The organism is Sphaerospermopsis sp. LEGE 08334 (genome assembly GCF_015207205.1).
Lineage (GTDB): Bacteria > Cyanobacteriota > Cyanobacteriia > Cyanobacteriales > Nostocaceae > Sphaerospermopsis.
The window spans coordinates 21,342-33,810 of the sequence record NZ_JADEXH010000038.1 but is presented as its reverse complement, the minus strand read 5'-3'; the positions used below and the strand labels follow the sequence as shown (position 1 = coordinate 33,810).

Below are 12,469 nucleotides of genomic sequence, written 5' to 3'. Positions count from 1 at the left end.
CCTCAGCATTTAGCATCTGGGCTAAATGCTAAAAGCTTAAGTGCAACTAAAACAAAGGAGTGTAAATATCCTGAGAACGGGGATTAAGATAAGGACTTTGTAAGTCAATTTTCATCGCAGAAAATTGCTTAAAAATAGATGTCATACGACCTTCTGGGCTATGATCACCTTGCTGCCAAGCTGCTATTAAACCATTAGCAATAATTTGACAGCGATGAGTACCAAAACTTTCCTGCTCACCAAATTTTTGCTCTGGTTCTTCAGCGCAAGCTAACCCCGGTGCTAATAACTTAGTAAACAAAGGTACTTGCTCTTGAAAATAGGATTTATTTTCCTCATATATTCTTGGTAATATTGGGTGAACTAGCTCATATTTGCCTTTGTTAAAGTAAAGCACGGCTGAGTCATAACGTCGATAATCGGCAGGATTATATAGTGCTTTAAACGAAAATGAAATGTCGATATTATTTAGTGCTTCTGTTAAACTTTCCATTACGGCTGCTGCCCCTTCAGGTGTTAAGTTAAAGTAAATTCGCGTAATCTCATGATTATTTTGAGAACCTGCATTTGCTACGGCCATATAAAATCCCTTCTGCACCAAATTCTTCGGCATTTTAATAGATACAAACTTACCAACAGTTAATTTTTGCTTTGTTGGTAACAGATGCAAATTAGGATCAACGTGCAGTGTTAACCCATTTTTATGGACTGCCAAAGTGCCATCTGTTTCTTCCCTGACTACCTGCCAGCTATGACTCCAGTAGCCTTGACTTTTGTTCCTGGTATGCAAAAGATCATAGAATTCTAAATCCACTCCGAATAAACTATTATTTTCAAGATTTTGGTTTACTTTACTATTGCTTTCCTCGTCATCAGGATTTTGATCAGGTTTTGTGGCAACGTTATAATAAGCACTGTATATAAAATTACGCAATTGTAACTTTAAGTGCTGTTGCTGCATCTCCAATGGTAACTTTTCAAAGCGAGGGATTACTGACTCTGGCAATTCTAAAGATTTGTACTTTGGATGCTTGATACAGTGGTGAGATTCAATTTTAATGTTATTGACAATATCTTCTAGTGATGTCTGCAATTGCTGGGGCAGTTCTGCAAGTTGAGATTGTACCGAATCTAATAGTTGCATAGTTTCTAGTGAGGGGTGTAGAGAACAGGGAACAGAACAAAATCCAAAATCTAAAATCCAAAATCTAAAATCGTATCAAGCGACAGTCATTGATAAACTGGTAGGTATCAATTCTGAGGCTTCCATGCCAAAAATTGTGGTCATAGATGCTTGAGGACGACACAATAAGCTTTTGGCGACTTGAAGAATGCAGATACCCGAATTACCAAAGGTTCTTTCATGTTGCAATTTAGCTTGAATAGATGTAATTAAAGAAAAACCGGTAAATTGCACAACTCGTTGTAAAAACTCAGGACTACGCTCTAAAATTTCGGGAAAGTTAGCTAAATAAGTAGCCATTAATTCTGCTATGGAAGGCTGTATTAGATGTAAAGGAATTGCCGCTAAACGTAAAGATTCTTCAATGGGCATGGTTCTACTAGCTACCATACTATATAGCCAAATTTGTAAATAACTAGCAATTATTGATCCTAAATCGTTGGCTGGATCTCCCCAAGAACCACGTTCCCAGTCAATTAAACGAATAATTTTATCATGTTGATCAGGCAAGAAAAATTCTGAAGATATTTCTCTTTCTGCTGCTGTTTCCCAATCTAAAGAAAGCAAAATATTGTTAAGTTTGAGATCATTGTGAGTTAAACAACAAGGATGAAAAGCCTCTTTCAAATTGGCGATCGCTTTTCCTAAATTATCGTAACGTTGATAAAGTGCAAAGAATTTCAACCCATCAGATGTAACGTGACCAAATACTTCTGGTGTAATTCTATTTACTCCCCCATTCATCTGAGAACTTGTTTGTGTGATCACTTCAGAATTTTGTAAAAATTGCTGATACTCTTGACGGTCTAAAGTTAAACGATGAATTGAAGCTAAATTTTCTCCTATTGAGCGAGCAATTTTAGTCGGGAATAAATTCTCCTTAGCATAAAATTCTGCTACATCCCGATAGTTATTGAGATAATTAAAAACAATGATGGAATTTTCAGCATCAAAATGAATTACTTCTGATACAGATGAGCGTAGATGACTGACTTCTGGGAAGGTTTGGAAAAAATCATGAACTTGCCATTCATCTAAAAACTCACCACGAGTTCTACCTTCTCGGTTAAGACGTTCTTGTTTTACCAACAATTGACTACCATCGGGCAAGCTAACTAATAAATTAAAATTTTTGGCAGATTTTAACTCAATTTTACTCAATGACTGTTCTGCTTGAGTACAAAGTCCGTGGGAAATGAGATAAGAAAAAACGTTTTGAGAACTTAAAAGAAATGGCATAGCTTTAATGAAAATGAAAAACTTTTAATCAATAAAATTTGATAAATTTCCAGAAATCTCCTTATTTTTGCTTTCGCATTTAAAAATTATTTTTATTCTTGAATATTGTACATACTTTCTAATGACAAGTCTCTACTACTAAATTCATAATCTGTGTTTATGAATGAACTCGTTAAAAATGAAATAGCATCAATAGCCGCAATTACAAGCATAAATTCAAGAGTCTTAACACCAAAATTTAGAATTTGAGAACTAGAACCATCTACACCACCAAATACTGCTTGAGAATCCTGATTATTGACTTCATTGAGAAATCCTTCTGAATCCATAGGATGCAGGTCAGCAATAATAATTCGTGCCATTTATTTAATGTTGTAAAAATTAGATTTTGTTGATTTTTTTATTGGCTCTCCTGGTTTATTGGTAAAATAGTCAACTTATGTTAATTACATAAATTACTTTTACCGTTAATCCCAGGAGAGCCATTTAACTCAGTCGTTCACTACAAAACTACAAAACTACCAGTAGCCTTTTCCGCTGTAGGACTTAGCTAAGTAACCAATATGTCCAATACCATAGGTATTTACAAAAGCTTCCGCTAATTTTGTGAGTGTTGAGATATCACTCACATTGCTGTCATATCCACCATAAACAGAATTAGCATCGCTCATTTCATTAAGAAAGCTTTCGGAATCTTGGAATAATTCAGAACCAGTTACTTGCAATTCAGATAGTTTGATACTAGCCATAATTTCCTCCTCAAAGACTTGTTTTCAGTGATTAAAAATTGCACGATGGGGAACTACAAAATTACCAGTAGCCCTTGTCGCTGTAGGACTTAGCTAAGTAACCGATATGAGCAATACCATAGGTATTCACAAAAGCTTCAGCTAATTTTGTGAGTGTGGACATATCACTCACGTTGCTACCAGTATATCCACCATAAACAGCAATGGAATTAACATCGCTCATTTCGTTGAGAAAACTTTCGGAATCTTGGAATAATTCAGAACCAGTTACTTGCAATTCAGATAGTTTGATACTAGCCATAATTTCCTCTTCAAAGACTTGTTTTCAGTGATTAAAAATTGCACGATGGGGAACTACAAAATTACCAGTAGCCCTTGTCGCTGTAGGACTTAGCTAAGTAACCGATATGTCCAATACCATAGGTATTCACAAAAGCTTCAGCTAATTTTGTGAGTGTGGACATATCACTCACGTTGCTACCAGAATATCCACCATAAACAGCAATGGAATTAACATCGCTCATTTCGTTAAGAAAGCTTTCGGAATCTTGGAATAATTCAGAACCAGTTACTTGCAATTCAGATAGTTTGATACTAGCCATAATTTCCTCCTAAAAGACTTGTTCTCAGTGATTAAAAATTGCACGATGGGGAACTATAAAATTACCAGTAGCCCTTGTCGCTGTAGGACTTAGCTAAGTAAGCGATATGAGCAATACCATAGGTATTCACAAAAGCTTCAGCTAATTTTGTGAGTGTGGACATATCACTCACGCTGCTACCAGAATATCCACCATAAACAGCAATGGAATTAACATCGCTCATTTCGTTAAGAAAGCTTTCGGAATCTTGGAATAATTCAGAACCAGTTGCTTGCAATTCAGAGAGTTTGATACTAGCCATAATTTCCTCCTAAAAGACTTGTTCTCAGTGATTAGAACAATGATGAGAATTTGTGGGAGCGGTTAAGTTTTTCTTTGCTCAACCGATACTCCTATTTTTATTGAAGAAAATTTGAAAAATCAAGGGTTTGAACTGGGTTGATCAGACATTAATCATGAATTTATGTCTTTTTTATAGCTGATTAATTTTTGAGTTACATGACTTTTCAAGTCAACATTCAGATTGGAAATGCTGTAAGTAAACCATAAGATTTCACAGATATAGTAGGGGTTTAGCAAATGCTAAAACCCTACAGAAGATGTCCTAAATACTCTGTTTACAGCTATATCAGGACTTACACAAAAAAGAATGAAAGTAAGGGTAATTCATGAATTACCCCTACCAAGAATTAGGTTTTTAGTCCAATCTTGATTGAGTAAGTCCAGGATAGATAAACAAAAATCAATTATCCTATCTGGTGTGATGATTTTGAAAATAGCATAAAAAATCGTGCGTTATCTATTCCTAAACAGAAAACACACGAATATGGAAACTATGGTTAAATTACCCAGCCAATCTGTTAAAAATTGATTGACTGTCTCAAGTCCTCAAGTGTGGTGTCAATGTCCATTCTCCATCTATCGAGATTAGTATTTATGTCTTCCATTAGCGCGGAAATATCACTACTTTCTAATGTTGTGCTTGGATTTCTCCTTCTTCTTCTACCAAAACCACCTTTGATATTGATCATTTCCCCAGGAGTTGCTTCCTGAATAAACTGTGCATCATGATTAAGGTAGAGGTCATAAATTTTTATGCCCATTTTTGGATCGCCTCCTGAAATACTGGTTTGAATAGAACTGAGTTAAAATTTTAAATTCCCTTGCTTATATTGTGAACTTATATCTGATCAAGTCAAGATTTTGAGAGCCATTTTCCAGACAGAATTTCATGAGTTTTGTCTAGCAAACTGATAGTTTTTGAGAAATGCAATTTTCTATTAAGCTGTTGTGTATTTAATTTGTATAAGTCTAGCGGGCAAGATGCCCGCACCACAAGACTTAACTAGATTAGGATGATAAAATTTAGCTGCCTAACAGCTTAAATAGGGTTTTCAACCTATTCCCCCCGGAAGACAGCACAGGAGATGAGAGCGCCCATGATCACAATGAAATAGGGCATTGGTTTTATTATCCATGCCCAATGCCCTATGTATGCTCAAGGTATCGTTATCAGCGGCCTGTGATAAATTAACTTCTCAAACTCACACCGAATTTTTCTACTAAAGCTTCTCGCACTTTATTATGTACAGGTTCAACTTCATTATCAGTGAGAGTGCGATCGCCAGCACGATAAACTAAACGAAAAGCTAAACTTCTTTGACCAGCAGGAACATTTTCACCCCTGTATTCATCAAAGACTTCCACCGATTCTAACAACCCTTTCCCAGCTTTGTTAATCACTTTTTCCAGTTCGGAAACTGTGACTTTCACAGGTGCAAAAAATGCCAAATCTCTATCACTAGCTGGATAGGTAGAATAGGATTGAAACTTGGGAATTAGTAAATCATCATTATCCAGTGCATTTAACAAAGTATCCAAACTTAACTGGAACACATAAACCGCATCTGGTAAACCTTTTTCCCTTCTTAGTTGGGGGTGAACTTGTCCAAAAGTTCCCAGTCTATTACCACCCAACCATAAAGAAGCAGTCCTTCCTGGATGTAACCGGGAATCTCTATTTTCTGGTTGAAATTCTACCTCTAAACTAAATTGTTGAAAGACATTTTCTAAAATACCTTTCGCTTCAAACCAAGTCATTGGTTGTTCACGTCCACCACTGGACCATTTACCAATGCTAGTATCACCACCCATAATCCCAGCTAACGCTTCAGCTTCATCTAACCCTTCTTCTTCTTGCCAGAAAATGCGCCCGATTTCAAAACCATTTAACGCCCCATTTCCTTGTTCTAAATTGTATTGAAAAGCATCAATCAATCCAGAAATCAAATCAGTCCGCAAAGCTGAATACTCTGCAAATAAAGGGTTACTCAAAACAATTTGTTTATCTTCCCCTGGTTTAACTAAAGAATATTGCATTAATTCTGTTAAACCTTCACCCCGTAAATAAGAGCGAATTTTTCGCAGTAATTCTTGATCTAAAGGTAAATAACCTGGTTCGGTTTTTTCTGGCAAAGTATCCACGAAATTATCATAACCATAAAGACGGGCAATTTCTTCAATTAAATCAATTTCCCGTTCTAAATCACGGTAACGATAGGGTGGTACTTTTACCGTCCAAGTGCGGTCATTATTATCAGTTAATTCACATCCCAAAGCAGTCAAAATTCTTTCTACATCTGCTGCTTCTAATTCTCCAGTTTCTAATCCTAAATCAATTGGACCTAGCACTTCATTAATTCTATTTAACCGCAAAACAATAGAATGTGTCCAGGTAGCAGCATCAGGACGATTATCAACTATTTCCTGTTGCACAATCACCCCATTTGCTAATTCTTGAATTAGGGATAAAGCGCGGTTACAAGCAGTTTCTAATTCTGCTCGATTTACACCTCTTTCATATCGTCCCGAAGCTTCACTTCTTAAACCCACACCGCGAGAAGAACGACGAATAGCCACAGAATCAAATAACGCCGCTTCTAAAACTAAACTGGTTGTACCTTCATAAACTTCGGTTTCTTCACCACCCATTACTCCTGCTAAAGCAACAGCTTTGTTATTAGCAGTAATTAATAAATTTTGGGTAGATAAATTGCGGGTTTGTCCATCTAAAGTTTTGATAGTTTCCCCACTTTCAGCAAAGCAGACACCAATGGTTAAATTTTCACCACCAGCTACAGATTTTAATCTTTCTTGATCAAAAGCGTGTAACGGTTGTCCCCATTCTAATAACACATAATTTGTGATATCTACCACATTATTAATGGGACGAACTCCCGCAGCAAGTAATTTTTGTTTTAACCACTCAGGAGAAGGGGCAATTTTGATATTTTCAACAACAGTTCCAATGTATGCAGGACAAGCTTTATTTTCGGAAATCTTCAAGCTTAAATTTCCAGGATTATTATTAATTGTAACTGCTGAAGGTTGAGGAATAGATAACTTTCCACCGGTTAAAGCTGCAACTTCTCGCGCAATACCCACCATAGATAAAGCATCTGCACGGTTAGCGGTTGCGGTGACATCTAAAATGACATCTTCTAAACCCAGAAAAGGACGTACATCACTACCCAAGGTGAGATTTTCTTCTGTGAAAATATGAATCCCGTCTACATCAGTCGGTAAACCTAGTTCTTTTAAAGAACAGATCATCCCGTTTGAGGGTACACCTCTAAGTTTTGTGGGTTTAATTTTTAAGTCAATTTTGGGTAAGTAAGTACCTTTCGTTGCAACTGGTACATAAATATCTGCGCGGACATTAGACGCACCACAAACAATGTTTAATGTTTCCTCTGCACCTACATCTACTGTACAGACACTCAGTTTATCCGCGTTGGGGTGCTGTTCCCGTTGCAGCACTTTACCGATCACAACGCCATCCGCCCAAGTGCGTCGATCTTCTATATCTTCAACCTCAAACCCTGCCATTGTCAAGGTGTGGGCTAGTTCTTCTGGAGTTTGGTTAATTTCTACGAGTTCCCGTAACCAATTGAAAGAGATACGCATTTAGTTGTCGTTGTGTTTGGATTTGTGTTTTGCTTTAATTTTATAATTAATTTTATGATAATTTTTAGGATATTTGGCTGTGTATGCTAAAGTTCAAGATATGGTTAACCAAATTATTATCAGCGAAGAATTATGAATGAGCTTAGGCTGGAATTACCTGCAAATATTTCTCTTGATGAAGCACAACTATTGTTGACAGTTAAATTATTTGAATCTGGTAAATTATCTTTAGGACAAGCTGCTAAACTAGCAGGTTATTCTAAGAGTACATATATAGAGTTACTGGGAAAAATGGGAGTTCCTGTAATTAATTATCCACCTGAAGAACTAGAACAGGAGATGAATCTGTGAGTGAAGTTGCTGTTACTAATAGCACCTGTTTGATTGGTTTAGAAAGAATAGGACGTTTAGAAATATTACCACAGGTTTTCTCTTCTATATTCATACCATTAGCTGTACAGCAAGAAGTAGGTATTAATGCAGATTGGCCAATAGTTCAATCAGTAGCTAATTTAGCTTTAATTGCTGCTTTAAAAACCCAACTTGATCCAGGAGAAGCGGAAGCTATAGCACTAGCAATAGAATTAGGAGATGTTTTTTTAATTATAGATGAACGTAATGCTCGTCGTATTGCTCAACAAATGGGTTTAAAAGTTATAGGTACACTAGGAATGTTACTACGTGCTAAAGAAAAAGGTGTGATTTCGGAAGTTAAACCAGTGATCATGTCACTAGAATCTGTTAATTTTCGGATAGCACCTGCTTTAATTCAAAAAGCTTTAATTTTAGCGGGAGAATTATAATAATTACAACTTTTGCGCTGTTGTTTCTAGTCATAATCATCTTCATATTCAATTATACGAAATAGTTCTATAGGACTCATATTTGATTTTTGAAAAAAATCCGTACACCTAAATTTTCTGAAACCCTTTTGTATCTTACCTTTTGCGTTTTATCTGACTACGCAAACAATTTCAGATATCAAATATTATTCCTATATAATTTCTTGCTGTTTTAAAGCTTTTGCAATTACAGCACTTTGATCACTATAACCACTCAGTTCTAAGACTTCTTTGATTAAGTTTTCGTCTATTTCTAAATTTGTTATCATATTGTATGTTTCTCTAAAGTTTCATTTACCAAACTATTGCCATATTCAAAATAAATCCGGGTAAAATATCTTCCCCTGATAATTCTAAAGGTTCGGCTAATATTTCCACTGGTTTACCTAAACGATAAATTTCTACTTGCTGCGTCTTAGGATTTATTAACCAACCTAATTTTACCCCATTTTCCATATATTCTTGCATCTTATTTTGTGTTTCTTGCAAGCTATCTGTAGGTGACATTAATTCTAAAACAAAATCTGGAGCAATGGGAGGAAATTTAGTTTTTTCTTCTGGAGTTAAATTATCCCATCTTTCTTTTTTAATCCATGCAACATCTGGAGAGCGATTTGCACCATTAGGCAGTTTAAAACAGGTGGAAGAATCAAAACACACTCCTAGTTTATTTTGACGATTCCAAACACCAAAATCAATTCCAATTTCAAAATTACTTCTTCCTGTTTCTCCTCCAGTGGGTGACATAACTAATAGTTCTCCTTTTGCGTTGCGTTCAAATTTCACATCAGGATTTTCCCGACATAGTTGATAAAATTGATCATCGGTAAATCTGACAATAGGGTTTAAGTTAATGGTTATGGCTGTCATTGTCAATATTGGGTGATGGAGTGACTATAATGTAAGTTTCTAGTTAAGGAATTTGTCAGAATCAGGATGTCCAGGATTAAAGGATTTACAGGATGAAAACAGGTATTTTTCTGTATTGTCGAAATCAGGATTTCCAGGATTTGAGGATTTACAGGATGAAAACAGGTATTTTATCAGTAATTAATCATGACTAGGGTTAGCTAGAGCGATTAGCAACTAGAGTTAGCTAATTAATATTTATATTATACTGTCAATCAATCCTAACTATTATATCACATCAGGATCAAAAATTTAATATATTTTATCAGTTTCCTAGTTACTTATCCTGTAAATCCTCAAATCCTGTAAATCCTGATTCTGACAAATTAAATCTTGTAAATCCTTAAATCTTGAACATCCTGATTCTGACAAAAAATTAATTATCCCCTACCACCACCAATAAAATATAACAAAGCCATCCGCACAGCTACACCGCTTGTCACCTGATCTTGAATTAAACTAAATTCAGGATCATCCATTAAATCTGAACTAATTTCTACACCTCTATTAACTGGACCAGGATGTAAAACTTTCACATTTGTTTTACAGGTTTTTAACTGATTTCTAGTAATCCCAAATAATTGATGATATTCCCTTAAACTGGGTAATAAATGGGCTGTCATTCGTTCTTTTTGCAAACGCAATGTCATCACAAAATCAGCATTTTCTAAAGCTGGTTCTAGTTGCCAATGGATAAATAACCGTTCTGCATTTGCTGTACCTTGTAAATATTCAGCAAAGAATTTAGGTAATAAAGTGGGAGGTGCTGCTAAATGCACTTCTGCACCACTGGCGGTTAAACTCCAAATATTAGAACGGGCAACACGAGAATGTAAAATATCCCCAACAATGGCAATTTTTTTACCTTCCAATAATTCAATTCTGGGTTTTTCTGGATTAATTAAACTACAAATTGTAGATAAATCTAATAATGCTTGAGATGGATGCTCATGTTGTCCATCACCTGCATTTAAAACACTGACTTTTTCACCTAAACGATCCATTTCTTGGGCGATCGCCTGGGGTACTCCTGCTTCTTTATGGCGAATTACCATAATATCTGTACCCATTGCTAAATAGGTTTTAGCAGTATCTAATATTGTTTCTCCTTTAGTCATGGAAGATGTAGCCGCAGCAAAATTCAGAGTATCTGCACTTAACCTTTTAGCAGCTATTTCAAAACTACTCCGGGTGCGAGTAGAAGGTTCAAAAAATAAATTTGCCACCACTTGTCCCTGTAATGTGGGTACTTTTTTTGTTCTGCGTGATAGTACCTCTCTAAATGAAGCCGCAGTTTGTAAAACCGCATTATATTCATCCGTTGTGAAGTCAGATAAAGAAAGAATGTGATGACGATTCCAAGTAGTTGTAGGCATTGAAATTTTAGATTTTAGATTTTAGATTTTAGATTTGGGATTTTTGAGGTAATTAGCAGTAGTCATGAACAATTACCAATTACCAATCACCAAACCTTTAAGTTGGTAAATTAAACACTTTCAAAGCAAAGGAAACTATGCTGAGGAAGGTGATAAAACCAATAGTATCCAGCATGGTTGTTACTAATGGACCACTCATTAAAGCCGGATCTAACTTGAGTCGTTTTAATCCCATTGGTAGCAAAGTTCCCAAGCTAACAGCAACCATTGTATTCGTTGCCATGACTGTGCCGGCAACTAAAGCTACCCATCTTTCATTCGGTTTTGCCCAAATAAGAGAAAGGGCAATCATTGTTATACCTAAAGCAACAGCTGTTCCTAAACCTGCTAATAGTTCTTTGCGGAGAATTTTGCCTGTGTCTTCTGCTGTTACTTCTCCTACACCTAAACCGCGAATAGTCACGGTTAAGGCTTGAATACCGACAGTTCCCCCGGTATTAGAAAATATGGGCATAATTACAGCTAGAACCGGTACAGCCGCAATAACTTGTTGAAAAGGAGCGATCGCACTAGCAGCACCAATATACAATGCCATGATACCTAATAACCAAGGCAACCGTTTTTTAATAGTTACATGAGGAGGAGACAAAGCTTCTTCATCCCCACTCACAGCAGCTAATTTTTGGATATCTTCTGTAGCTTCTTCTTCTAAAATATCAATCACATCATCAATGGTAATAATCCCGACTAATCTCTCTTCCCTATCCACCACAGGCATAGCAATTAAATCATAACGTTGCATAATGCGGGCAGCTTCTTCCTGTAGGGTTTCAGTTTTCACTTTCACAACATGAGAACTAGCAATATCTTTAATTAAGACTTCGGGAAATGTAAATAATAACTGACGCAAAGAAACAACACTAACTAATTTACGATTATCATCGGTGACGTAAGCATAGTAAATTGTTTCTTTATCCTCGTCTTGTAAACGAATTTTACTTAACGCTTCACCTACAGTCAAACCTTGTCGCAACCGTACATATTCTGTTGTCATTACCCTGCCGGCAGTACCTTCAGGATAACCCAAAATCGTTGCGGTAGCTTGTCTTTGTTCTGGGCTAAGTTGTTGTAATAAACGTTTAACTACTCCTGCTGGTAGTTCATCAAACAAGTATGCTCTTTCATCAGGACTCATTTCTTCTACTAGATGTACTACTTGCACATCATGTAAAGAGTTGATCAGTTCTTCTTGTACTTCTGTGGGTAAATATTCAAATACATCAATAGCTTGATTTTTGTTCAGTAAACGAAAAGCGATCGCCCTGTGTTTTTCCGGTAATTCTGAAATATATTCTCCCACATCCACAGGTTGCAGATTATTTAAATCACATTTCAATTGATTTAAGTCAGCAACATCCAAAGAATTGCGAACATCTTGTGTCAGCATGATAAATTCCTCCTAATGTCTCCCCCTCGCTGGGAGACTTTCTCGCCAGCTTAGGGGAGGATACTACTGCCATCTGGTGGACTTTTGTCCATAAAATTTCAAGAACTCAATATTGATATTTAATCAAGTCATCATTAAGTTATCATCCTAACCCGG

General features: G+C 36.2%; 15 protein-coding genes. 2 read left to right on the top strand and 13 right to left on the bottom strand.

Features of this window, described 5'->3' with window-relative positions; genetic code table 11:
• Positions 1-46: 46 nt before the first annotated feature.
• The 9 genes from IQ237_RS19590 to pheT all read right to left on the bottom strand — a co-directional run bounded on the left by IQ237_RS19590 (position 47) and on the right by pheT (position 7,739).
• Complete coding sequence (locus tag IQ237_RS19590; protein WP_194058200.1) at positions 47-1,144, bottom strand: T3SS effector HopA1 family protein; 1,098 nt, start codon at positions 1,142-1,144, stop codon at positions 47-49.
• Positions 1,145-1,219: 75 nt separating this feature from the next.
• The gene (locus tag IQ237_RS19585; protein ID WP_194058198.1) at positions 1,220-2,422 is read right to left on the bottom strand and encodes a phosphotransferase; all 1,203 of its coding nucleotides are present in this window, start codon (positions 2,420-2,422) and stop codon (positions 1,220-1,222) included.
• A 92-nt stretch (positions 2,423-2,514) separates the two neighbouring features.
• Entirely contained in the window at positions 2,515-2,784 is a 270-nt protein-coding gene (locus tag IQ237_RS19580) for a hypothetical protein (RefSeq protein WP_194058196.1), read from the bottom strand.
• A gap of 156 nt (positions 2,785-2,940) precedes the next feature.
• Positions 2,941-3,171, bottom strand: coding sequence for a hypothetical protein (locus tag IQ237_RS19575; RefSeq protein WP_194058194.1), 231 nt, complete (start codon positions 3,169-3,171; stop codon positions 2,941-2,943).
• Between the two features lie 61 nt (positions 3,172-3,232).
• Positions 3,233-3,472, bottom strand: coding sequence for a hypothetical protein (locus tag IQ237_RS19570; RefSeq protein ID WP_194058192.1), 240 nt, complete (start codon positions 3,470-3,472; stop codon positions 3,233-3,235).
• Positions 3,473-3,533: 61 nt separating this feature from the next.
• Positions 3,534-3,773, bottom strand: coding sequence for a hypothetical protein (locus IQ237_RS19565; protein WP_194058190.1), 240 nt, complete (start codon positions 3,771-3,773; stop codon positions 3,534-3,536).
• 61 nt (positions 3,774-3,834) lie between these two features.
• Positions 3,835-4,074, bottom strand: a complete 240-nt coding sequence (locus IQ237_RS19560; RefSeq protein WP_194058188.1) for a hypothetical protein — start codon at positions 4,072-4,074, stop codon at positions 3,835-3,837.
• 559 nt (positions 4,075-4,633) lie between these two features.
• Positions 4,634-4,876, bottom strand: coding sequence for a hypothetical protein (locus IQ237_RS19555; protein ID WP_194058186.1), 243 nt, complete (start codon positions 4,874-4,876; stop codon positions 4,634-4,636).
• 427 nt (positions 4,877-5,303) lie between these two features.
• Positions 5,304-7,739, bottom strand: coding sequence for a phenylalanine--tRNA ligase subunit beta (gene pheT / locus IQ237_RS19550; RefSeq protein ID WP_194058184.1), 2,436 nt, complete (start codon positions 7,737-7,739; stop codon positions 5,304-5,306).
• A 132-nt stretch (positions 7,740-7,871) separates the two neighbouring features.
• Between pheT and IQ237_RS19545 the strand changes: the two genes are divergently transcribed.
• Positions 7,872-8,090 (top strand): UPF0175 family protein, encoded by a 219-nt coding sequence (locus IQ237_RS19545; protein ID WP_194058182.1) that lies wholly within the window; start codon positions 7,872-7,874, stop codon positions 8,088-8,090.
• On the top strand, positions 8,087-8,542 hold the full coding sequence (locus IQ237_RS26925; protein ID WP_194058180.1) for a DUF3368 domain-containing protein: 456 nt from the start codon (positions 8,087-8,089) through the stop codon (positions 8,540-8,542). Before IQ237_RS19545 ends, IQ237_RS26925 begins: the two co-directional genes overlap by 4 nt.
• 191 nt (positions 8,543-8,733) lie before the next feature.
• On the opposite strand, the gene IQ237_RS19535 is transcribed toward IQ237_RS26925, so the two are convergent.
• The 4 genes from IQ237_RS19535 to mgtE form a co-directional block, all read right to left on the bottom strand.
• A complete protein-coding gene (locus IQ237_RS19535) occupies positions 8,734-8,850 on the bottom strand; it encodes a type II toxin-antitoxin system VapB family antitoxin (protein ID WP_194058178.1) in 117 nt (38 codons plus the stop codon).
• A gap of 25 nt (positions 8,851-8,875) precedes the next feature.
• Complete coding sequence (locus tag IQ237_RS19530) at positions 8,876-9,451, bottom strand: Uma2 family endonuclease (RefSeq protein WP_194058176.1); 576 nt, start codon at positions 9,449-9,451, stop codon at positions 8,876-8,878.
• 419 nt (positions 9,452-9,870) lie between these two features.
• Positions 9,871-10,866, bottom strand: a complete 996-nt coding sequence (locus tag IQ237_RS19525) for an aspartate carbamoyltransferase catalytic subunit (RefSeq protein WP_194058174.1) — start codon at positions 10,864-10,866, stop codon at positions 9,871-9,873.
• Between the two features lie 97 nt (positions 10,867-10,963).
• Positions 10,964-12,313, bottom strand: coding sequence for a magnesium transporter (gene mgtE, locus IQ237_RS19520; RefSeq protein ID WP_194058172.1), 1,350 nt, complete (start codon positions 12,311-12,313; stop codon positions 10,964-10,966).
• Between the last annotated feature and the right edge of the window lie 156 nt (positions 12,314-12,469).

Bases quoted from the DNA above. Each gene is read 5' to 3' on its own strand.
- IQ237_RS19525 (WP_194058174.1), bottom strand. From the start codon at position 10,866: ATGCCTACAACTACTTGGAATCGTCATCACATTCTTTCTTTATCTGAC.
- IQ237_RS19530 (WP_194058176.1), bottom strand. From the start codon at position 9,451: ATGACAGCCATAACCATTAACTTAAACCCTATTGTCAGATTTACCGAT.
- IQ237_RS19575 (WP_194058194.1), bottom strand. From the start codon at position 3,171: ATGGCTAGTATCAAACTATCTGAATTGCAAGTAACTGGTTCTGAATTA.
- pheT (WP_194058184.1), bottom strand. From the start codon at position 7,739: ATGCGTATCTCTTTCAATTGGTTACGGGAACTCGTAGAAATTAACCAA.
- IQ237_RS19565 (WP_194058190.1), bottom strand. From the start codon at position 3,773: ATGGCTAGTATCAAACTATCTGAATTGCAAGTAACTGGTTCTGAATTA.
- IQ237_RS19560 (WP_194058188.1), bottom strand. From the start codon at position 4,074: ATGGCTAGTATCAAACTCTCTGAATTGCAAGCAACTGGTTCTGAATTA.
- IQ237_RS19585 (WP_194058198.1), bottom strand. From the start codon at position 2,422: ATGCCATTTCTTTTAAGTTCTCAAAACGTTTTTTCTTATCTCATTTCC.
- IQ237_RS19545 (WP_194058182.1), top strand. From the start codon at position 7,872: ATGAATGAGCTTAGGCTGGAATTACCTGCAAATATTTCTCTTGATGAA.
- IQ237_RS19590 (WP_194058200.1), bottom strand. From the start codon at position 1,144: ATGCAACTATTAGATTCGGTACAATCTCAACTTGCAGAACTGCCCCAG.
- IQ237_RS19535 (WP_194058178.1), bottom strand. From the start codon at position 8,850: ATGATAACAAATTTAGAAATAGACGAAAACTTAATCAAAGAAGTCTTA.
- IQ237_RS19580 (WP_194058196.1), bottom strand. From the start codon at position 2,784: ATGGCACGAATTATTATTGCTGACCTGCATCCTATGGATTCAGAAGGA.
- IQ237_RS19570 (WP_194058192.1), bottom strand. From the start codon at position 3,472: ATGGCTAGTATCAAACTATCTGAATTGCAAGTAACTGGTTCTGAATTA.
- IQ237_RS19555 (WP_194058186.1), bottom strand. From the start codon at position 4,876: ATGGGCATAAAAATTTATGACCTCTACCTTAATCATGATGCACAGTTT.
- mgtE (WP_194058172.1), bottom strand. From the start codon at position 12,313: ATGCTGACACAAGATGTTCGCAATTCTTTGGATGTTGCTGACTTAAAT.